At 72.4% G+C, this 20,927-nt stretch carries 19 protein-coding genes; 12 read left to right on the top strand and 7 right to left on the bottom strand.

What is annotated here, in order from left to right; all coding sequences use genetic code 11:
• Positions 1–40: 40 nt before the first annotated feature.
• Positions 41–1,348 (bottom strand): alpha-hydroxy acid oxidase, encoded by a 1,308-nt coding sequence (locus ACLBYB_RS13160; RefSeq protein WP_447699034.1) that lies wholly within the window; start codon positions 1,346–1,348, stop codon positions 41–43.
• Between the two features lie 185 nt (positions 1,349–1,533).
• Between ACLBYB_RS13160 and ACLBYB_RS13155 the strand changes: the two genes are divergently transcribed.
• The 3 genes from ACLBYB_RS13155 to ACLBYB_RS13145 all read left to right on the top strand — a co-directional run bounded on the left by ACLBYB_RS13155 (position 1,534) and on the right by ACLBYB_RS13145 (position 4,141).
• Positions 1,534–2,583: a LacI family DNA-binding transcriptional regulator gene (locus ACLBYB_RS13155; protein WP_091978202.1), complete on the top strand. Its 1,050-nt coding sequence runs from the start codon at positions 1,534–1,536 to the stop codon at positions 2,581–2,583.
• Positions 2,584–2,668: 85 nt separating this feature from the next.
• Positions 2,669–3,340, top strand: coding sequence for an aspartate/glutamate racemase family protein (locus ACLBYB_RS13150; RefSeq protein ID WP_447699033.1), 672 nt, complete (start codon positions 2,669–2,671; stop codon positions 3,338–3,340).
• Between the two features lie 3 nt (positions 3,341–3,343).
• On the top strand, positions 3,344–4,141 hold the full coding sequence (locus ACLBYB_RS13145; RefSeq protein ID WP_447699032.1) for a hydroxypyruvate isomerase family protein: 798 nt from the start codon (positions 3,344–3,346) through the stop codon (positions 4,139–4,141).
• Positions 4,142–4,151: 10 nt separating this feature from the next.
• Here the strand turns inward: ACLBYB_RS13145 and ACLBYB_RS13140 are convergent, their stop codons facing one another.
• From ACLBYB_RS13140 to ACLBYB_RS13130, 3 genes are all read right to left on the bottom strand, one after another.
• Positions 4,152–6,155 carry a TonB-dependent siderophore receptor gene (locus ACLBYB_RS13140; RefSeq protein ID WP_447681477.1) on the bottom strand — a complete coding sequence of 668 codons (2,004 nt, stop codon included), beginning with the start codon at positions 6,153–6,155 and terminating at the stop codon, positions 4,152–4,154.
• A 486-nt stretch (positions 6,156–6,641) separates the two neighbouring features.
• Positions 6,642–7,679, bottom strand: coding sequence for a hydroxyacid dehydrogenase (locus tag ACLBYB_RS13135; protein WP_447699031.1), 1,038 nt, complete (start codon positions 7,677–7,679; stop codon positions 6,642–6,644).
• A gap of 5 nt (positions 7,680–7,684) precedes the next feature.
• On the bottom strand, positions 7,685–8,890 hold the full coding sequence (locus ACLBYB_RS13130) for an amino acid aminotransferase (RefSeq protein WP_020093019.1): 1,206 nt from the start codon (positions 8,888–8,890) through the stop codon (positions 7,685–7,687).
• Between the two features lie 238 nt (positions 8,891–9,128).
• Here ACLBYB_RS13130 and ACLBYB_RS13125 point away from each other — a divergent pair, with 238 nt between their 5' ends.
• The 3 genes from ACLBYB_RS13125 to ACLBYB_RS13115 all read left to right on the top strand — a co-directional run bounded on the left by ACLBYB_RS13125 (position 9,129) and on the right by ACLBYB_RS13115 (position 11,714).
• Positions 9,129–10,262 (top strand): branched-chain amino acid ABC transporter substrate-binding protein, encoded by a 1,134-nt coding sequence (locus ACLBYB_RS13125; protein ID WP_447699030.1) that lies wholly within the window; start codon positions 9,129–9,131, stop codon positions 10,260–10,262.
• Positions 10,263–10,473: 211 nt separating this feature from the next.
• Positions 10,474–10,749, top strand: a complete 276-nt coding sequence (gene infA, locus ACLBYB_RS13120; protein WP_012320343.1) for a translation initiation factor IF-1 — start codon at positions 10,474–10,476, stop codon at positions 10,747–10,749.
• Positions 10,746–11,714 (top strand): DMT family transporter, encoded by a 969-nt coding sequence (locus tag ACLBYB_RS13115; RefSeq protein ID WP_020093022.1) that lies wholly within the window; start codon positions 10,746–10,748, stop codon positions 11,712–11,714. The genes infA and ACLBYB_RS13115 overlap by 4 nt, the downstream gene beginning before the upstream one ends.
• Here ACLBYB_RS13115 and ACLBYB_RS13110 read toward each other — a convergent pair.
• Positions 11,684–11,986, bottom strand: a complete 303-nt coding sequence (locus ACLBYB_RS13110) for a hypothetical protein (RefSeq protein ID WP_012320341.1) — start codon at positions 11,984–11,986, stop codon at positions 11,684–11,686. The two genes, ACLBYB_RS13115 and ACLBYB_RS13110, sit on opposite strands and share 31 nt — an antisense overlap.
• Positions 11,987–12,156: 170 nt before the next feature.
• On the opposite strand from ACLBYB_RS13110, the gene ACLBYB_RS13105 reads away from it, so the two are divergent.
• Together ACLBYB_RS13105 and ACLBYB_RS13100 are read left to right on the top strand one after the other, a co-directional pair.
• Entirely contained in the window at positions 12,157–12,762 is a 606-nt protein-coding gene (locus ACLBYB_RS13105; RefSeq protein ID WP_056533142.1) for a sulfite oxidase-like oxidoreductase, read from the top strand.
• Positions 12,763–12,766: 4 nt separating this feature from the next.
• A complete protein-coding gene (locus ACLBYB_RS13100; RefSeq protein WP_447699063.1) occupies positions 12,767–13,498 on the top strand; it encodes an FAD-binding oxidoreductase in 732 nt (243 codons plus the stop codon).
• Positions 13,499–13,670: 172 nt separating this feature from the next.
• On the opposite strand, the gene ACLBYB_RS13095 is transcribed toward ACLBYB_RS13100, so the two are convergent.
• Positions 13,671–14,768, bottom strand: coding sequence for a calcium:proton antiporter (locus tag ACLBYB_RS13095; protein WP_447699029.1), 1,098 nt, complete (start codon positions 14,766–14,768; stop codon positions 13,671–13,673).
• A gap of 303 nt (positions 14,769–15,071) precedes the next feature.
• On the opposite strand from ACLBYB_RS13095, the gene ACLBYB_RS13090 reads away from it, so the two are divergent.
• Entirely contained in the window at positions 15,072–16,823 is a 1,752-nt protein-coding gene (locus ACLBYB_RS13090; protein WP_447699028.1) for a DEAD/DEAH box helicase, read from the top strand.
• A gap of 51 nt (positions 16,824–16,874) precedes the next feature.
• Here ACLBYB_RS13090 and ACLBYB_RS13085 read toward each other — a convergent pair whose 3' ends face one another.
• Positions 16,875–17,792 (bottom strand): hypothetical protein, encoded by a 918-nt coding sequence (locus ACLBYB_RS13085; protein WP_447699027.1) that lies wholly within the window; start codon positions 17,790–17,792, stop codon positions 16,875–16,877.
• 288 nt (positions 17,793–18,080) lie between these two features.
• On the opposite strand from ACLBYB_RS13085, the gene ACLBYB_RS13080 reads away from it, so the two are divergent.
• Genes ACLBYB_RS13080 through tenA form a run of 3 tightly spaced genes read left to right on the top strand, consistent with a single transcriptional unit; the run spans position 18,081 to position 20,920 of the window.
• Entirely contained in the window at positions 18,081–19,562 is a 1,482-nt protein-coding gene (locus ACLBYB_RS13080; RefSeq protein ID WP_447699026.1) for an ATP-binding protein, read from the top strand.
• Complete coding sequence (locus tag ACLBYB_RS13075; RefSeq protein ID WP_012320334.1) at positions 19,559–20,233, top strand: response regulator; 675 nt, start codon at positions 19,559–19,561, stop codon at positions 20,231–20,233. Before ACLBYB_RS13080 ends, ACLBYB_RS13075 begins: the two co-directional genes overlap by 4 nt.
• Positions 20,234–20,236: 3 nt before the next feature.
• Positions 20,237–20,920, top strand: a complete 684-nt coding sequence (gene tenA, locus ACLBYB_RS13070) for a thiaminase II (protein ID WP_447699025.1) — start codon at positions 20,237–20,239, stop codon at positions 20,918–20,920.
• Positions 20,921–20,927 lie beyond the last annotated feature (7 nt).

The following is a 20,927-nucleotide window of genomic DNA, read 5'->3' as shown; positions in this document are numbered from 1 at the left end:
GTCCGGGAAGCCGATCACGGTCGATCCTCCCGCCATCGGCTCAGGCCCGCCGCGGGGTGCGGCGCAGGAAGTCGGGATTGAGTTCGGACAGGCGGTTCACCCCGATCAGCGCCATGTCGCGGTTGAGTTCCTCCTTGAGGATCCGCATCGCGTGCTCGACCCCCGCGGCGCCGCCGAGCGCCGCGGCGAACATGAAGGGCCGTCCGAGCAGGACGAAGTCGGCGCCCAGCGCCAGCGCCTTCATCACGTCGGTGCCCCGGCGGATGCCGCTGTCGACGATGATCTTCAGCCCGCCCTTCCGGGCGGCGATCTCCGGCAGCACGTCGAGGGGGGCGACGGCGTAGTCGAGCTGGCGGCCGCCGTGGGTCGAGAGGATCACGCCATCGGCGCCGCAATCCCGCGCGATGTCGACGTCCTCCGGCGCCAGCAAGCCCTTCACCAGCAGGTTGCCGGACCAGCGCTTGCGGATCGCCTCCAGGTTCTTCCACGAGAGCTGGTCGCGGGCGATGGTGTTGCGCACCGCGCCCTGGGACATCATCGGCGGCCCGCGCTCGGCCTCGGTGTTCTCGAAGTGCGGGGCCCCGTGCTTGAGGAAGGTCCGGGCGACGGTTCCGAGCAGCCAGCGCGGGTGGGTGGCGCTCTGCCACGCCACCTTCGGCGTGACCTTGATCGGCATGGAGAAGCCGCTGCGGATGTTGTGCTCGCGGTTGCCGAGGGTCGGCGTGTCGGCGGTCACCACGAAGGTCCGGTAGCCGGTGGCCTCGACCCGGTCGAGGAGGCGGTCGATCCGGTTCTGGTCGCCCGGCAGGTAGCCCTGGAACCAGGCCTGCGGGTTCTGGGCGTGGACGTCCTCCAGCCTGATCAGCGAGGAGGCGCTCAGGCACATCGGCAGGTTCATCCGCCGGGCCGCCTCGGCGAGCACGAGGTCGCCCCGGTAGGCGATGAAGGCGGCCCCGCCCAGCGGCCCGATCCCGAACGGCGCCGCGTAGGTCTGGCCGAACAGCGTGGTGGCGGTGTCCCGCGCCGAGGTGTCCCGCATCAGGCGGGGGACGAGGGCGTAGTCGGCGTAGGCGCCGCGGCTCTGCGCCAGGGCCGAGCCGGTCTCGACCCCGCCGGCCACGTACTGGAAGATCATCGGCGGCAGGAGCTTGCGGGCGTGCCGCTCGAAATCGTCGAGGGCCAGCAAGTCGCGCAACCGGTAGGGCGTGACCGCGTCGCTGCGCTTCAGGCTGGTGACGATGGCCTGCGGGGCCGCGATGCCCGGCGCCGCGGCGTCCGCGCCGCCGACGGTCGGCGCGGCGCGCTCTGGGGCTCCCAGTCCGGAGGCCGGCCGGTCGAGCGTCGCCATCGGATCCTCCTGTGGGCCGCCCAATCGAGCAGCCTCTTGAAAGCGCTTTCAGATAGCCAGCGGTCGGGTGGGGTGTCAATATACTGCCGGTTCGGCCCGCTTCTGCTGGCCGGGCATCGCCGCGTCGCGTATCCGGGGCCGACGCGCTGCCCCGCGGGGCCGTTCGGGATGGGGGATCGATCTCAGTGCTGGACCTGCCGGAGGAGATCCTCGAGCCGCCGACGCGCAGCCCGGTGGCCCGGGACGTCGCCCGCCGCGCCGGCGTCTCGACCGCGACGGTGTCCCGGGTGCTGAACGGCTCCGCCGGCGTCCGGGCCGACAAGCGCGCGGCGGTGATGCGGGCCGCGCAGGATCTCGGCTTCGTCGCCAACGGGGCGGCCCGGGCGCTCTCGACGCGCCGCTTCATGGCCGTCGGCGCCGTCGTGCCGAACATCGAGAACGAGGCCTTCGTGCGCGTCCTGTCGAGCTTCCAGGACCGGCTGCGGCAGGCGGGCTACACCCTGGTGGCGGCCAATGCCGGCTACGACCTGGAGGACGAGCTCCGCGAGGCGACCTTCCTGCTGGAGCGCGGCGTCGACGGACTGATGCTGGTCGGCGACATCCACCACCCGGACCTCCACGCTCGGATCGCCCGCGCCGGCATCCCGATGGTGCAGACCTTCAGTCTGTCCCGCGAGCGCCCCTGCGTGGGCTTCGACAACGCTGCCTCGGCGGCCCGGGCGGCCAACTACCTGATGGATCTCGGCCATCGCCGGATCGGGGTGATCTCGGGCCTGCGCAAGGACAACGACCGCGGCGGCGCCCGGGTGACGGGCATCGCGGCGGCGCTCGCGGCCCGCGGCCTGCGGCTCGCCCCGGAGCACGACGTGGAGATCTCCTACGGGATCGGCGGCGGCCGCGACGGGTTCCGCCAGATGCTGGCCGGCGGCCCGCCGCCGACCGCGATCATCTGCGGCACCGACCAGATCGCCTTCGGGGCGATGATCGAGGCGCGGGCAAGGGGGCTCTCCATTCCCGGCGACCTGTCGGTGATCGGCCACAACGATTCCGACTTCGCGCCCTTCCTCGACCCGGCGCTGACGACGATCCGCATCCACTCCGCCGAGATCGGCCACGCCGCCGGCGACCACCTGATCGCCCGGATCCAGGGGCGGCCGATGGTCCGCCTCACCGAGATCGACGCCGAGCTGATCCTGCGCGCCAGCACGGCCCCGCCGCGGCGTGCCGACGCCTGACCTGCGCTATCTTGCCACCCAGTTGAAATCGCTTACAACATGTGGACCGGCCCCGTCCGGCTCCGTAGACTCTCCGGAACACAGCATGGCTCCCCGCATCGTCCTCCTGCACGCGACGCCGGTCGCCATGGCGCCGATCCAGACCGCCTTCGCCGAGCGCTGGCCGGAGGCGGAGACCGTCAACCTGCTCGACGACGGCCTGTCCCTCGATCGGGCGAAGGAGCCGGGCGCGATCTCGGAGGCGATGATCGAGCGCTTCGTGCGGTTCGGCCGCTACGGCCACGACATGGGCGCCGACGGCATCCTGATCACCTGCTCGGCCTTCGGGCCGGCGATCGACCGGCTGATCGAGACCGTGCCGGTGCCGGTGCTCAAGCCCAACGAGGCGATGTTCCGCGCGGCGATCGCGCAGGGCGCGCGCATCGGCATGCTGGCGACCTTCGGGCCCTCGGTCGGCACGATGACGGACGAGTTCGAGGAGTTCGTCGCCGAGTCCGGGCGCCCGGCGAGCCTCCGGACGGTCCTGGTGGACGACGCGATAGCGCGGCTGCGCGCCGGCGACGCCGAGACCCACAACCGGCTGATCGCCGAGCGGGCGCCGGACCTGCGCGACTGCGACGCGATCATGCTCGCGCATTTCTCCACCTCGCGCGCGGCCGAGGCCGTGCGGAAGGCCGTCGACGTCCCGGTGCTGACCGCGCCCCACGCGGCGGTGGATCGGATGCGGGCGATGATCGAGACCGGCAGGAGCGCCTGACCCATGAAGCTCGGTGCCTACAAGGATCGTCTCAGCGGCCATTGCGGTTTCCTGTTCACGGAGCTGCCGCTGGCCGAGCGCTTCGCGGCGGCGGCCCGTGCCGGGTTCCGCGCGGTCGAGCATCCCAACCTGTTCGCGACGCCGGCCCGGGAGGTCGCGGGCTGGCTGGAGCGGGCGGGCGTACCGCTGGTCCAGACCGGCTTCCCGGCGGGGGACGCCGCCAAGGGCGAGAAAGGCTTCGCGGCGCTGCCCGACCGGATCGATTACTTCCGCTCCACGATCGAGCCGACCCTGGACTACGTCGCGCAGCTCGGCTGCCGGATGGTCCACCCGATGGCGGGCGTCCGGCCCGCGGGAGTCGAGCGGGCGCGGCTCTGGGACACCTATCTCGACAACCTCGCCTTCGCGGCCGACGCCGCCGGCGCGCGCGGCATGACGGTGATCGTCGAGCCGATCGGTCCCGGCTCGATCGCCGACTACGCGATCGACGACCCGCTGCTGGCGGTCGAGGCGATCCGGACGATCGGCCGCGACAACGTCAAGCTGCTGTTCGACGCCTATCACTGCGTGTGTCTCGGCCATGACCCGGCGGCGCTGATCCGCGCGCACGCGCCGCTCATCGCCCATGTCCAGATCGCCGACGATCCCGGGCGGCACGAGCCGGGGACCGGCACGATCGCCTTCGACCCGATCTTCGCCGCCCTGGAGGAGGTCGGCTATTCCGGTTTCGTCGGCTGCGAGTACCATCCCGCGGCCGGTACCGAGGCGGGGCTCGGCTGGATGCGGTCGGCAGCGGCGTAGCGCCGGGGCCTCAGAACCGGGCGGCGACGCCGCCGATGATCGTGCGGGGCTGCCCCGGCGTCGCGTAGCGGTTCTGGAACGCGCGGTCGTAGAACGTCGCGTCGAACACGTTGTCGACGTTGAGGTAGATCCGCACGCCCGGCGCGATCTGGTAGTACGAGATCAGGTTGACCAGCGTGTATTGCGGCAGGTTGAAGGTCGCGAGCGCCGTCCCGGCGGCGCGCCGGCCGACGAAGTCGAGGCCGCCGCCCAGGCCGAGCCCCTTCAGGTCGCCGCTCTGAAACTCGTAGACGGTCTGGAACGCGAGGCTGTTGGCGGGCACGTTGGCGATGCGCGTGCCGACCGGCAGGGTGTTGTCGCGGGCGACGGCCGCGTCGACGCGCGTGTAGGTCCCGATCACGCGCCAGCCCGGGGCCAGGTAGCCGGCGGCGGTCAGGTCGAAGCCGCGGCTGCGCACCGTGCCGGTGGCCACGCTGAAGTTCGGGTCGACCGGATCGGTGCTCAGGACATTGGAGCGCCGGATCTCGAACAGGGCGGCGGTGGCGTCGAGGCGCCCGTCGAGCAGGCTGACCTTCGCGCCGGCCTCGTAGCCCTCACCCTCCTCGAACGCGAAGGGCCGGCCGCTGCGATCCGTGCCGATATTGGGCCGGAACGAGCGCGCGTAGTTGCCGTAGAGCGCGACCGTGTCGGTCAGGTCGTAGAGCAGGCCGAAGCGCGGCGTCGCCACCAGACCCTGCAGGCTGGTGGTGCTCTTCGTGAGGTTGTTCGTCGAGACCAGCCCGAGGTCCTCGACCCGGACGCCCAGGAGGGCGTGGAGGCGGGGCGTGAGGTCGATCTGGTCCTGCACGTAGCCGGCGTAGCTCTCGGTCTTCTGCAGGAAGTTCGTGACCCGCGCGGTGATCGGCGGCAGTGGCTGGCCGTAGCGCGGCGCCAGCAGGTCGAGGAGGAACGGGTTCGTCGCGACGTTCGAGCGGTTGAACACCTCCCGGTAGCGGTAGCTGTCGTATTCCAGCCCGAGCAGGAGCGTGTGGCGGAACGGGCCGGTCTCGAACTTCCCCGCGAGATTCGCCTGCAGGTCGAGGTCGGACCACGTCAGGTCCCGCCATTCCAGGGTCCGCCGCTGGGTCCGGCCATCCGGCAGCAGGCCGATGGCGCCGACCCCGTAGCCCGACAGGTTCCCGCCGAGAACCTGGGCACCGACGTTCAGCACCCAGTCCTGGTCGAACCGGTGCTCGACGCGCAGCTGGCCGAGGGCGTTGTCGACATGGGCCGGCGGCAGGCCCGGCTCGCCGATGAAGCGGCTGCGCGGCAGGGCGCGCACGTTGCCCCCCAGCGGGACGATGCCGCGGTCGAAGGTCTGCGCCGTGCTGACGAAGTCGCCCTCCAGGGTGACGGTCGTGTCCGTCGTCGGCTTCCAGGCGATGACCGGGGCGAGGGCGTAGCGGTCGCTGGTGACGAAGTCCCGGAAGCTGCCGTTGTCCTCGACAGCGCCGGTGACGCGGGCCAGCACCTGGCCGCTCTCGTCGAGGGCGCCGGTGGCGTCGAAGGTGCTCCGCTTGGCGCCGAAGCTGCCGTACTGCGTGCCGACCGTGAGGGAGCGCGCCGCCAGCGGCTGCTTGGTCACGATGTTGAAGGTGCCGCCGGGATCGCCGCGGCCGTACAGGAAGGCCGAGGGGCCCTTGAGGACCTCGATGCGCTCGATGGAGACGATGTCGGGGCTGTTGGGGTAGCCGCGGTTGATCGGGAACCCGTTGCGGTAATACTCGCCGGTCGCCACGCCGCGGATCGTGAACTCGGTCAGGCCGAGACCGCCGAAATTGTTGCCGCGGCCGACGCCCGCGAGGTCGAGGGCGCTGTCGATCCGCGTGGCCGCCGCGTCCTCTAGCACCTCCTGCGGCACCGCCACGATGGTCTGCGGCACCTCGCGGACGGGCGTGTCGGTCCGCGTGGCGCTCACCGCCCGCGTGGCCCGGTAACCGTCGACGCGGGACGTCCCGTCGCCGGTCCCCGCCACCGACAGCTCCTCCAGCTGGACTTCCTGGGAACTGTCAACGGCAAGTTGAGCCCAGCCTGGAGACGGGAGCAATACCGGAGCGAAGAAGAGGGAGATTCTGGCTGCGCGCCCGGAAATGCCGCGCGAAGCCCGCGTGCAAGACCTTGCACAGTTACGCCGTACCACGATGTCGACCATTCTGTTTCGAGAGGCGCCAGATACGGTGCGAGAACATTCACGGTCAAGCTTGATCGCCGGCGGAGCCTCCAGGCTAGATTTTGAATAACTATAATCTGGGCGGGATCGACGGTGCGCCCGCACGAAGCGCGCGAAGACCCCGTCGTTGCCCGTTCGACCGCTGAGGGAAGGGGAGGGTCGCTCCGGCGCACGCGCTCTCAACACGCCGGGTCGCGGGGCATCTGCACAGACGACGCCTCTCGCACCGTCCGAGCGATCGTGACCGGTTCGCGCGCCGCCCAGACAGGGCGAAGCGGGACCTGTTCCCGCTCAGGCGCCGCCGAGCAGCCGCGCCCGGCGCTCGAGGACCGTGGGCCAGACCTCGGGATTGACGAGCCGCGGCGGCGTCTCGCCCCGGAGCAGGCCGACGATCTGCTCGGCCCCCCAGGCGGCCACGTTGCGCCGCGCCTCGTGGGTGACGCCGGCGGTGTGGTAGGTCGCCACCACGGTGTCGAGCTGCAGCAGGGCCGCGTCGAGGGACGGCGGTTCCGGCGACCAGACATCGAGGCCAGCCCCGGCGAGATGGCCGGCGGTGAGCGCGGCGGCGAGCGCCGCCTCGTCGTGGACCCCGCCCCGGGCGGTGGTGATGAACAGCGCCCCCGGCTTCATCGCCACGAAGGACGCGGCGTCGAAGCTGCCCCGGGTGGTGTCGTCGAGGGGGCAGTGCAGGGACACGATGTCGGACTCGGCGAGCAGCCGCGCCCTGTCCACCGGCTCCGCGCCGCGGGCCCGGATCTCCGCGTCCGGGAGGAGGGGATCGTGAGCGAGAACCCGCATGTCGAAGCCGCGGGCCAGCTTGGCGACCTCCCGGCCGGTATGACCGATCCCGATGAGGCCCAGGGTCGCGCCGCCGATCTCGTGGCCCATCAGCGATTCGCGGGTGAAGCCGCGCGCGGTCCGGAGCAGGCGGTCGGAGACGCAGATCTTGCGCGAGACGGCGAGCATCAGGCCGATCGCCAGTTCCGCCACCGAGCGGGCATTGCCGCCCACTTGGTTCACCACCGCGACGCCGGCCCGGGTGCAGGCGGCGGCGTCCACCGTGTCGAAGCCCGCGCCGGCCGACGAGACCGCGAGCAGGTTCGGGCATTCGGCCAGCAGCGCGTCGGTCACGTGCCAGCGGCGCGGCAGCTCGTCCCGCGCCGGCGAGACGTGGAGGACGTGGGCCCGCGCCAGCAGCGCCGATAGCGCGTCCTCCGGTCCCTGCAGGTCGCCGACCTGCAGGTCGATGTCGGGCTCGGCCCCCAGGCGCGCGTCGAAGACCGGATTGATCCAGACGTTGAATCGGCAGACGCGCTTGGGGGCCGACACCCGGTTCAGCCCTTCACCACCGCGTCGATCGCGTCGATGACGTGGTCGATGTTGTGGGTGTTGACGGCGGCGACGCAGATCCGGCCCGTCTCCAGGGCGTAGACCTCGTGGTCCTCGCGCAGGCGGGTGGCCTCGGCGGGGCTCAGGCCCGTGTAGGAGAACATGCCCTTCTGCGCCTTGATGGCGTCGAAGCCGCGCTCGGGGTGGCGCTGCTGCAGGCTGTCGGCCATCCGCTCGCGCATGGCGCGGATCCGGTCGCGCATCTCGCCGAGTTCCCGCTCCCAGTCGGCGCGCAGCTCCGGATCGGTGAGCACGATCTCGACGATCGCCGCGCCGTGGGTGTGCGGGTTGGAGTAGCTCGCCCGGACGAGGCGCTTGGCGAAGGCCTCGACCTTGGCCTTCGCGGCCGGGTTCTCGGCCACGATGGTGAGCGCGCCGACGCGCTCGCCGTAGAGCGAGAACGACTTCGAGAACGAGGAGGCGACCAGGAATTCCTGGCCGGACTCGGCGAACAGGCGCACCGGCTCGGCGTCGGCGTCGAGCCCGTTGCCGAAGCCCTGGTAGGCGATGTCGAGGAACGGGATCAGGCCGCGCTCGGCCATCAGGGGCACGAGGTCCCGCCACTCGTCGAGGCCGAGATCGGCGCCGGTCGGGTTGTGGCAGCAGGCGTGCAGCACCACGATCGAGCCCTTCGGCAGATCCTGGAGATAGGCCTTCATGGCCGGGTAGTCGGCGCCGCCGGTCTCGGCCGAGAAGTAGGGATAGTCGACCACGGTGAAGCCGGCCTGGCTGAACAGCGCCTTGTGATTCTCCCAGCTCGGGTTGCTCACCGCCACGGTGGCGTTCGGGTAGAGCTTGGCCAGCAGGTCGGCGCCGGTCTTCAGCGCGCCGGTGCCGCCGATGCTCTGGAGCGTCGCGGCCCTGTTCTGGGACAGGATCGGCGCGCCCTTGCCGAACAGGAGTTCCTGGACCGCGTCGCGGAACGGCTTGGTGCCCTCGATCGGCCGGTAGGTCTTCGGCAGGCCCTTCTCGATCCAGCGCTTCTCGGCGGTCTGCACGGCGCGCAGGCGCGGCACCTTGCCGTCCGCGTCCGTGTACACGCCGACCACGAGGTTGAGCTTCTTGGGGCTCGGGTCGGCGTTGAAGGCCTCGAACAGGCGCATGATCGGGTCGAGCGGCGCGTCCTGGATGCCGGCGAACAGCGAGGTCATGATCGTCAATCGTCCCAGAGGGTCTCGGCCGGCGACGCGTGGAAGGGCGCCGGCACGCCCGGCGACGGGCCGGGCCGACGCCCTTATTCCGCACATCGCGCTCGCCCGCCAGCGCTTCCGCGCGCATCAGCGTCCCGATCCGCTCAACGATCTGCGCGACGCTGCGCCCGACGATAGTCCGGGCTATCCGGGAGCGGCGCCCTTCCGGTCGGGGCGGAGACGGTCCTAGAGTGCCGCCATGATCCGTCGCCTCCTCCCGTTCCTCGCCCTTCTCCTCGCGGCCGCCCCGGCCGTCGCGCAGGCACCGGTGCGGATCGGGCTGTCGGCGCCCCTGACCGGTCCGGATTCCGCCTTCGGCCAGGGGCTCCGGCAGGGCGCCGAGCAGGCGGTGGCCGATCTCAACCGCGTCGCGGGCGGCCGCCCGCGCTGGGTCCTGGTCCCGGCCGACGACGGCGGTGAGGCCCGGCAGGCCGTCGCCGTCGCGAAGAAGTTCGCCGCCGACGGCGTGCGCCTCGTCGTCGGGCCGCTCGAATCCGGAGCGGTCGCGGCCGCGGCGCCCGTCTACGAGGAGGCGGGCGCGGTCATGGTCGCGCCCGCGGCATCCTACGGGCCGCTGACCGGCCGGGGGCTGTGGAACCTGTTTCGCCTCGGACCGAGCGACGCCCAGCAGGGTCGGGCGGCCGGGGCCTACCTGGCGAAGGCCTTCGCGGGACGCCGGGTCGGGATCCTCAGCGACCGCTCGACCTTCGGCCGCGGCCTCGCCGACGCGGTGGCGGCGCGGCTGAAGGAGGCCGGCATGCCGGAGGTGCTGTTCGACGGCTTCCCCCGGGGCGCCCGCGACCTCGCGGACCTCGTCGCGCGGCTGAAGGCGGCGCGCCTCGACGCGGTGTATTTCGGCGGCCTCGCGCCCGAGGCCGTGACCCTGCTCCGCGCCATGCGCGAGGCCGGCCTCGGCGCGACCCTGGTGGCGAGCGACGGCATCCTCGACCCCGCCTTCGCCGCGGTCGACGGGGACGGGGAGGGGACGGTCATGACCCTGGTTCCCGATCCGCCGCGCCTGCCCGAGATCCGCGGCGCTCGCCCGGTGCCGCGCCCGCCCGAGGCGGAGAGCGTCGCGGCCAACGCCTACGTGGCCGTGGAGCTCCTGGCGCAGGCGACCGAGCGCACCCGCGCCGCCGACCCGAGGACCGGCCGCATCGCGGACGGCCACAAGGTGGCCGAGGCCGTGCGGACGGGGCCGTCCCGGACGCTGCTCGGATCGGTGGCCTTCGACGCGCGGGGCGACCGCGCCGCAGCACCGATCGCCCTGCGGATCTGGCGCCGGACGCCGGACGGTCGCCTCGACTACGCCGGCAACGACGCCGAGCCCTGAGAGCCGGCAAATCGTGTCGATGACGGAACGTGTTCGGTGTCCGTGACTTGCGGCCGGTTCCCGCGGGGACTACATGCGAGCGGTGCTGCTGAGCTGGCGCGGGCGGTCCCCCGGATCGGATCCGCGCCCTGCGGCGTTTCCCGAGCTCGATGACAGCCGAACACGCATTGCCGGAACGCCTGCTGCCGGACGGTCCGACTGGAGAAGGTGCATGGCGAAAGAAGAATTGATGCAGTTCGATGGTCTCGTGATCGAGATCCTGCCGGATGCGCGCTACCGCGTGCAGCTCGACCAGGGCCACGAGATCGTGGCCTACACGGCCGGCAAGATGAAGAAGAACCGCATCAAGACGCTGGCGGGCGACCGGGTGACGGTCGAAATGTCGCCCTACGACCTCGAGAAGGGCCGCCTCGTGTTCCGCCACAAGGACGAGCGCTCGTCCGGACCCCGCCCGCCGGTGCGCGGCGGTCAGTTCCGCCGCCGTTGACGACCGGGCGCGCGCGCCGGGCTTCCCCGGCGGCGCCCGCCTACCTGCTCTTGACCGTCACGGCGCTGCTCTGGGCTGGCAACGCCGTTACCAGCCGCTGGGCGCCCGGTCACGTGTCGCCCCAGGTCATCACGACGCTCCGATGGGCGGTCGCCTGCCTGGTGCTCATGCCCTTCGCCGCGCGCCGGCTCGCCGCCGCGTGGCCGCTCCTGCGGCCGCACTGGCTGCGCATCCTGCTGATGGGCGGCCTCGGCTACACGGCCTTCAACTGCCTGTTCTACGCGGCCGGCGTGCATACCGGCGCGATCAACCTCGCCCTGTTCCAGGGGGCGATCCCCGTGCTGGTGATCGTCCTGAACCGGCTCGCCTACCGGGTGCCGGTCACGCCGGGGCAGGTCCTGGGCGTGGCGCTGACCCTGGTCGGCGCCGGCCTCGCGGCGACGCACGGCGACCTGTCCGTGCTCACGACCCTCGCGTTCAACCGCGGCGACGTGCTCGTCTTCGGCGCCTGCCTGCTCTACGCGGGCTACACGATCTTCCTGCCGACGCGCCCGAAGGTGCCGGCCCTGGTGTTCTTCGCCGCGATGGCGGTCGCGGCCTTCGTCACCTCGCTGCCGCCGCTCGCCGTCGAGTGGGCGACGGGCCACGCCGTCTGGCCAAACCGCGAGGGCTGGCTGATGGTCGCCTTCGTCGGCCTCGGGCCGTCGCTGCTGGCGCAGCTCTTCTTCATGCGCGGCGTCGAGATCATCGGACCGAACCGCGCCGGCCTGTTCGTCAACCTCGTGCCGATCTTCGGCGCGATCCTCGCCGTCCTGCTGGTCGGCGAGCCGTTCGGCGCGACGGAAGGGGTCGCCCTGGCCCTGGTGCTGGCCGGGATTGCGTGCGCCGAGCGCCTGAAACCGGCGCCCGCCGCAGAGGCCACTCCGGAAGCCGCCTACTCGCAGACGCGGACGCGGCGGATGTAGACGTCGCCGTAGGCATCGTAGGTCCGGCGGCGCTCGAAGTGGCAGACCGGGCCGTAATCCTCCTCGACGTAGACCGGCGGCGGGGCGCGGTAGACCGGGCGGCCCGGGTAGTAGCCGTTGTTGGCCGACGCGATGGCGCCGCCGACGGCCAGGCCGCCGAGCACGCCGAGGGCGGCCGCGCCGCCGGCGCCGATGCCGTCGCGGGCCTGGGCGGCCGGCGCGAGCGTGGCGAGGCTCCCGACGACAAGGCTCGTCGCGAGAAGGTACTTCATGACATCTCCCTGAAAGCAGGCGATTCGTGCCGATCGATCGGCACAGAGCTGCTAGCACACCCGAGCTTTGGGGCGTTTGTTCGGCCGCACGTGCCGGCTTGACGTGAGGTGCTCCGCCGCACCAAACCCGGGGGCGAGCCGGAGGGCGAGCGAGAGGAGCGGCGACCGTCATGGTGACACGGGGCTTCGTCGGACGCAGGCAGCCGCCCGAGACCGGCGCGCGCCTGCCGCCGGGTCAATATCTCACCGACGATTTCCCGATCCTCCAGATCGGCCCCAACCCGACCGTCGACATGGCCACGTGGCGCTTCACGCTGCGCGAGGGGGCCCGGCCGATCAAGGCGTGGAGCTGGGCGGAGTTCGAGGCGCTGCCCCGCACGACCTGGCGCGGCGACATCCACTGCGTCACCAAGTGGTCGAAGTTCGACACGACCTGGGAGGGCGTCAGCTTCGACGACATCCTGGCCGATGCCGGGATCGCGGCGCCGACCGGCTACCTCCTGGCGGAATCCCACGACGACTACACCACGAACGTGCCGGTGGCCGACCTCGTGGGCGGCCGCGCCCTGGTGGCGACGCGCTACGAGGGCCAGCCGATCCATCCGGATCACGGCGGCCCGGCGCGGCTGTTCGTGCCGCATCTCTACTTCTGGAAGAGCGCCAAATGGGTGAAGGGTCTCCGGTTCACCCAGACCGACACGGCCGGCTTCTGGGAGCTGCGCGGCTACCACATGTACGGGGATCCCTGGCGTGAGCAGCGCTACATCGGTGACTGAGACGGTGACTGACTCGGCGATCGAGCCCATCGTCTTCCGCTGGCACGAGGCGGAGATCACCGCGATCGCGCCGGTCACGCCGCACGTGAAGAGCGTCCGGCTGCGCTGCGGCCTCGCCGAGTCCTACCGGGCCGGGCAGCACGTCGATGTCCGGCTCACCGCCGAGGACGGCTACCAGGCGCAGCGCAGCTACTCCGTCGCCTCGGCGCAGGACGGCAGCGGCACCCTGGAGCTGATGATCGAGGCCCTGCCGGACGGCGAGGTGTCCGGCTGGTTCTCGCAGTGCGCCGAGGTCGGCGACCGGGTCGAGCTGCGCGGGCCAATCGGCGGCTCGTTCTCCTGGGACGGGACCGACGGCGGGCCCCTGCTCCTCGGCGGCGGCGGGTCCGGCGTGGTGCCGCTCCTGGCGATGCTGCGGCGGCGGGCGCAGAACTGGCGGGCGATCCCGGCGGCGCTGATCTACTCGGCCCGCACCCGCGCGGAGGCGATCGCGGTCGCCGAGCTGGAGCGGCTCGCCGAGACGGATCCCAACTTCTCCCTGCATCTCGCCACGACGCGCGAGCCCGGCGGCAAGCGGATCGACGCGCACCTCGTCGCCGACGCGCTGGCGCGGATCGGGGCGCCCGGGAAGGTGTTCCTCTGCGGCTCGAACCGGTTCGTGGCCGCGGCCTCGGACCTGATCCTGGCGCAGGGCGTCGCGCCGGGCCTGATCCGCACCGAGCGCTTCGGCGCCTGAACGAGGCCTGGCGCTTTCCGGTCGAGGATCTCGGCTCTGTCGTCGTTGCCAGCGGAGCGACGCAATCCGGAGTGCGCCACGTTCTCCAACGTCGCGCCGCCCCGGGTCGCTTCGCTGCGCTCGCGACGACGGAGCGGGTTGCATCGGCCGAAGCGTTCCGCCGGAAGCCGAATCAGGGGCTGAAGATCAGCACGAGGTAGACGAAGAACAGCACGAGGTGCACCGCGCCCTCCAGCACGGTGGTGCGTGAGCCCGAGAAGGTCTGGGCGCTGAGGATCAGCGTCACGGCCAGCAGGGTCATCTCGGTCGGCTTGAGGCCGAGCACCACGGTCTGGCCGGTGAGCAGCCCGATGGTCAGGATCGCCGGCACGGTGAGGCCGACCGTCGAGGTGGCCGCCCCCAGGCACAGGTTGATCGCCCGCTGGAGCTCGTTGCGGGCCACCGCCTTGAGCGCCGAGATCCCCTCCGGCGTGAACACGATGGCGGCGATCAGCACGCCGCCCAGCGCCGTCGGCGCGCCGAGCGCCGCGATGCCGTGGTCGAGGATCACCGCGAGGCTCTTGGCCAGGATCACGATCGGCAGGACGTTGGCGAGCAGCAGGCCGACATGCTTGGCGACGCTGCCGCCCGAGACCGGATCCGCGCCGTGCGGCGGCTCCGTCGCCTCGGGGATCTCCGCGTCGATGAAGAACTCGCTGTGGCGCCCGGTCTCAATGAGCAGGAACACGCCGTAGAGGGCGAGGGTGAACACTGAGAACGTGACCGCCTGAAGCGTCGTCAGGGTCCCGTCGCTGGTGGAACTGGTGAAGTTCGGGATGATCAGCGCGATCGTGGTGAGCGGGATGATCACCGCCATGAAGGCTGAGGCACCCTGGAGGTTGTACCGCTGCTGGTGGTGGCGCAGGCCGCCGACCAGGAGACCCAGCCCGACCACGCCGTTCAGCACGATCATCAGCACCGCGAACATCGTGTCGCGGCCGAGGGTCGGCGCGTCCTTGGCCGACAGCATCACGGCGGAGATCAGCGCCACCTCGATGATGACGATCGCCAGCGTCAGGACCAGCGTCCCGAGGGGCTCGCCGAGGCGGTGTGCCAGTTCTTCGGCCTCGTGCACCACGCCGAAGGCGGCCCAGACGATCACGGCGAGCAGCCACGCGAACAGGCCCCCCGCGAACAGGGGCTGCGACAGGTCTCCGAGCCAGTCCTTGCCGAACCACGTGAAGGCGAGAACCGTCGCCCAGGCTACCGCCACCCGCAGGGCTGCCATCATGATGAACGTGTACTCCGCTCGGTTCGCGTCGGGCCTCGACGTGCGCGATTCACGGGAGCCTTAGCAGGTCGTCGGACCAGTGTCGGCGTCGACGGCCGATCGGCCGCGGGTCCATTCGCGCGCCGATGAGGCGGGCCGGATCCCGGATCGAGCGCGCGCAACCGCCCCATGCTGCGACGGGAGTGGTCAGTCGGCCCGGTTGGCGTTACCTTCCGGGCACCCGAATAAAGTCCGGCGCCTGATTCCCCCGCCGCGCGATGGCGCGCTGCCGGGCGCGGCACGGCCGTTGAGAGTTCCCGAAGCTTGCCTTTCCCGACCCTGCCCGCCCCCCTCGCGCGGGCCCTGAGCGACCGCGGCTACGCCGACCCGACGCCGGTCCAGGCCGCCGTGCTGGAAGCCGCCGCCGGCTCCCGCGACCTCCTCGTGTCGGCCCAGACCGGGTCCGGCAAGACCGTGGCCTACGGCCTCGCCATGGCCAGCATGCTGATCGGGGAGGCCGAGCATCTGCCGCCCCCGGCGGCGCCCCTCGCCCTCGTGATCGCCCCGACCCGGGAACTCGCCCTGCAGGTCCAGCGGGAGCTGTCCTGGCTCTATGGGCCGGCCGGAGGCCGTGTCGCGGCCTGCGTCGGCGGCATGGATCCGCGCCGGGAGAGCCGGATGCTCGCGGACGGCACCCACATCGTGGTCGGGACGCCGGGCCGCCTGCGCGACCACCTCGAGCGCCGCAACCTCGACCCGACGGCGCTGCGCGCCGTGGTCCTCGACGAGGCGGACGAGATGCTCGATCTCGGCTTCCGCGAGGACATCGAGTTCATCCTCTCGGCGACGCCCGCGGAGCGGGCCACCTACCTTTTCTCCGCGACCCTGCCGAAGGCGATCGAGACGCTGGCCGAGCGCTACCAGCGCGGGGCCCTCCGGCTCGCGATCAAGGGCGAGACCAAGGGCCACGCCGACATCGCCTACCGGGCGGTGCGGATCATGCCGCGGGAGACCGAGCACGTGGTGCTCAACCTCCTGCGCGAGGCAGACGCCAAGACCGCGATCGTCTTCTGCAACACCCGCAACGCCGTCCGGCACCTCCAGGCCAGCCTGACCGAGCGGGGCTTCTCGGTGGTGGCGCTCTCGGGCGAGCTGGGGCAGGGCGAGCGCAACGCCGCCCTCCAGGCCCTGCGCGACGGCCGCGCCCGCGTCTGCGTCGCCACCGACGTGGCCGCCCGCGGCATCGACCTGCCGTCGCTCAGCCTGGTCATCCACGCGGATCTCCCGCACGACGCCGAGGTCATGCAGCACCGCAGCGGCCGCACCGGCCGTGCCGGCCGCAAGGGCACCTCGGTGCTGCTGATCCCCAATTCCCGGCGGCGCCGGGCCGAGCAGATGTTCGCCATCGCCAAGGTGAGCCCCGAATGGTCGGGGCCGCCCTCGGCCGACGAGATCCGCCGGCTCGACGGCGAGCGCATGCTCTCCGACCCGCTCTTCGCCGAGCCGCCGGCCGAGGAGGACGTCGCGCTGGCCGAGACGCTGCTCGCCGGCAAGAGCCCGGAGGAACTCGCCGCGCTCCTGGCCCGCGTGTACCGCACCCGCCTGCCGGCCCCCGAGGAGGTTAGCGATCCGGGCGAGGGCCGCGCCCCCCGCGGCGAGCGTCCGCCCTACGACCCGATGGACCCGGAGCGGATCGCCGCCATGGGCCCGGCGGTGTGGTTCCGGCTGAACCTCGGCCGCCGCGACAACGCCGACCCGCGCCGGCTGCTGCCGATGCTGACCCGTCGGGGCGGGATCGGGCGCCAGGAGATCGGCGCCATCCGGATCTTCGACCGCGAGACCAAGTTCGAGGTGCGGGGCAATGCGGCGGCTCGCTTCGCCGAATCCTTCGCCCGCAACGGCTCGCCGGAGATCCAGGTCGAGGCGCTCGCGGGCGATGGGGCGCCGGCCGAGCGCCGGGGCCCGCCCGCCGGACCGAAGGGATTCGCGAGCCCGCGGGCCGGCAAGCACCAGCGCAAGGCCGAGCGCACCGCGCCGAAGGGCGACAAGGCCGGGCGCCAGACGGGCCGGGCCTGAGCGCCGGCCTCGGCAGACGTCCGGCCCCGTGATCGGGGCCGGCGCGGCGGATCAGAAGACGTTCTTGACGGCGTCGCCGAGGGCGTCGACGCTCTCCTTGAGCTTCCGCCCGGCCGGCGCCAGGGACGGGAGCTTGATGCCGAGCACCTCGGTGTCCTCCGCCTCGGCGGGCTCCGCCTGGGCAACGGTCGCGGCGGCGCCCTTCGCCTTGTCGGCGGTCCGCGTCGGCGCGGGCGTTTGGCGGGTCGCCGCCTTGGGCGCGGGCTTCTCGGGGCGCTCGATCTTCTCGGCGCGCTCCGTCCTCTCCGATTTCCCGGAGCGCTCCGTCTTCTCGGCCCGCTCCTTCTTCTCGGGACGCTCGGCCTTCTCCGCGCGCTCCGTGCTCTCCGCCACCGGCTTCGGCGCGGCCGGCTCGACGAGCACGCGGGCCCGGACCGTCTCGGAGGCGCGGGGCGTCTGAAGCGCGGCCGTGCGGACCGGCGCCAGAGGCGCGACTTCCCGCGCGGCCGCGACCGGCGTGACGGGCGTCGGAACCGGGATGCGCTGCGTCGGCGCGACGGGGGCGGCGGCGACCTTCGCGGGGTGCGGGGCCGCCGGCCGCGGGGTGTCCGGCGCGGGCGGCGTCGGCGTGATCGCCGCGAACGCCTCCGGCAGCGACACCATCCTGAGCGCCGGTGTCTCCGGCTTGGCGGGCTGCGCCGGGGCGGCCGCCTGGACGGAGCCCTTGATGGCGGGCAGCCCGTCCTTCAGCTCCGGCCAGTCCGCGGCCTGCCGGGACGCGACGATCTTCACGGGGGTTGGCGCCGCGAGGCCGGCCATCACCGTCGAGGCGGCGACGCCGAAGCCGACCAGCGCGCTCGCGCCGGCCACGCTGAACAGCGCGACCTTGAGGTTCAGCGACGGCCCGGGCTTGGCCGACGGCGTCCGGTCAGGCCGGGTCTCGGACGGGTCGAGGTTGAGATCGATCATAGGCCGGGATCTCTGACACGATACACGCCGCGCGCGACCGGGCTCCCCTTCACCGGCCGCCACACTCCGAGGATTCGAAGGTGGTTCGACTCTGGTGGCGATAGAGGAGCTGCAATACGGCGCAATGATGTCGGTCCGAATTGCCTGCCCAGCCAGTCCTGGCACGGCTATCCACAAGATTACGCCGCGCCGCTTAAGAATCGGTGTTCGCCCCGTCCGCGGCACTGGGGGCGGGGCGGCCTGAGCACGTCCGGGTCGCCACTCTGCCGGCCGTCCGCGGCGGGCGGCATGGACTTCGCCGGCGCGGTCGCTATGCGTCAGCGCGTGGATACCCGCCCGAACCTGTCCCCGCGTACCGAGACGGCCGAAGCGCCGGACGCTCCCCGGCTCCGCCGCTGGCCCTGGTCGGCGTGGTCCACCCGCGCGCGGCTCGTCGCGGTGGTCCTGCTGATCGACGCCTTCGCGGCCGTGATCTCCTGCGCCGTCATCGTCCTGAACGCCCGGTCGGCCGTGCGCGTCGAGACCCGCGCGTCGCTCGCGACCGTCGAGTCGCTGGTGGCCGACACGATCCGCCTGTCCGACACGGCCGCGCCCGACACGCTGCTCCAGACCCTCGACCTGCGCTTCAAGGTCCTCCGGCACGTCCGGGTCGCGGTGCTCGACGCGGACGGCGACGAGGTCGGCCGGCCGCTGCCGCCGCCGCGCGCCGACCGGGAGGCGCCGCGCTGGTTCGCCGACCTGATCATGCCGCCGATCGAGCGCCACGCCCTTCCGATCGTCGTCAACGGGCGGCGGCTCGGCACGGCGCAGATCACCACGCAGCCGATGGACGAGATCGACGAGATCTGGGGCTACGCGCGGGCGCTCTCGCTGACCACCCTGGCGATCAACGCCGCGATGCTGATCGCGCTCTACATCGCGCTGGGCCGGATCCTCGCGCCGCTGCGGCGGCTCGGCGCCGGCCTGACCCAGCTGGAGCACCACGACTACACCGCCCGCCTGGCGCCGCCCGGCGCCCGGGAGCTGGCGGTGATCGCCGAGCGGTTCAACAAGGTCGCCGAGGCCCTGGGCGAGGTCCGGGCCGCCAACGGCCGCCTCAACCGCCAGCTCCTGACCGCGCAGGACGACGAGCGCCGCCGGACGGCCCTGGAGCTGCACGACGAGTTCGGTCCGTGCCTGTTCGCGCTGGAGGCCAACGCCGCCTCGATCGGCCGCATCGCCTCTGGCGCGGCCGAGCCGAGCCGCGAGAAGCTCGCCGCCCGGGCGGCCGAGATCAGCGCCATCGTCGGGCAGGTCCAGACCGTCAACCGGGAGCTCCTGAACCGCTTGCGGCCGCACGGCCTCGGACAGGCGCCCCTGGCGACCTGCCTCGACCTGCTCCTGCGCGGCTTCGGGCAGCGCCATCCCGGCATCGCCTTCGCGGGCCGGTTCGACGGGCTGGCCCGGGGCTACGGCGACCTCGTTGACCTCACGGTGTTCCGCTGCGTGCAGGAGAGCGCCACCAACGCCGTGCGGCACGGCGCCGCGACCCGGGTGGAGGCCGAGGCGGCCGAGACCGGCGGCCGGATCGACCTCACCATCCGCGACAACGGCACCGGAATCCCGCCGGAACACGGCACCGGGCTCGGTCTGTCGGGGATGCGCGAGCGCGTGGAGGCCCTCGACGGCACCTTCGCCCTTGACAATGCCGGCCCCGGGGCGATCGTCCGGATCACGATCCCCGTTCCGCCTGACCGGGGCGACGAGAACAACACCGCGCCGAGCGCATGAACGCCATCGCATCCCAGATCGACGCCGCCGCCACGCGCCTGCCGGTTCTCGTCATCGATGATCACCCCATCGTCCTGCAGGGCTGTCGACGCGTGCTGGAGGATTCCGGCGTCGAGACCATCGCGGAGGCGACGACCGTCGTCGGCGGCTACCGGATCTTCCACCGGCTCCGCCCGCCGGTCGTGATCTGCGACCTGACCTTCCAGGGCAGCGGCATGGCCGGGCTCGGCCTGATCCGGCGGATCCGGGCGGTCGCGCCCGAGACGCGCATCCTGGTCTTCAGCATGCACAACGACCCGGTGATCGTCGCCCGCGCCCTCGAGGCGGGGGCCCTGGGCTACGTCCTCAAGGACCACGCCTCGGCCGAGCTGTTCGAGGCCTTCGCCAAGGTCCGCGTCGGCGAGGTCTACCTCGACCGGCGCCTCGCCACCGAGGTGGCGATGCTGCGCGCCGACGCCCGCCGCGCGCCGGAATCGCAGCTGACCCCCCGCGAGCAGCAGATCCTGGCGCGCCTCGCGCAGGGCCGCTCCTACGGAGCCATCGCGGCCGACCTGTCGGTGAGCTACAAGACCGTGACGAACGCCTGCTCGCAGATGCGCCAGAAGCTCGGCGTGCGCACCCTCGCCGAGCTGATCCACGTCGCCGTCACCCACGCGCAGCGGCAGGGCTAGGCCGTGGCATCCCCCGGACCTGGCGACGCCTTCTCCCGGGAGGCCTGGGCGCGCAACGCCGCCGCCTACGAGACCATCCGGTCGATGCCGTTCAACGCCGAGCTCGCCGCCGGCACGCTGCCGCAAGACCGGTTCCGGCACTACATCGTGCAGGACGCGCACTACCTGATCGGCTTCGGCCGGGCGCTGAGCCTCGCCGCCGCGAAGGCGCCGGATCCGGACACGATCGTGCAGTTCTCCCGCGCCGCGCAGGAGGCGATCGTGGTCGAGCGCGCCCTCCACGGCGGCTTCTTCCGCGACTACGGCATCGGGCCGGACACCTTCGCGGCCACGCCCCTGACGCCGGCCTGCGACCACTACGTCAGCTACCTCACGGCCACCGCCTACGCCGAGCCCTACGCGGTGGTCTGCGCGGCCCTGCTGCCCTGCTTCTGGATCTACAAGGCGGTCGGCGACGACATCTTCGCCCGCGCGGCGCCCGACAACCCGTATCGCGCCTGGATCGACACCTACGCGGGCGACGATTTCGCCGCCGCGGTCGCGGCCATGATCGCCGCCACGGACCGGGCGGCGCGGGGCGCGTCGGAGGCCGAGCGCGCGCGGATGCACCGGGCGTTCACGCAGGCCACCCGGCTCGAGTGGCAGTTCTGGGACAGCGCCTACCGCGACGCGGCCTGGGCCCTGTGACCCGCCC

This window comes from Methylobacterium sp. D54C, from assembly GCF_053345595.1.
This window is presented reverse-complemented; position numbering and strand designations above follow the sequence as displayed.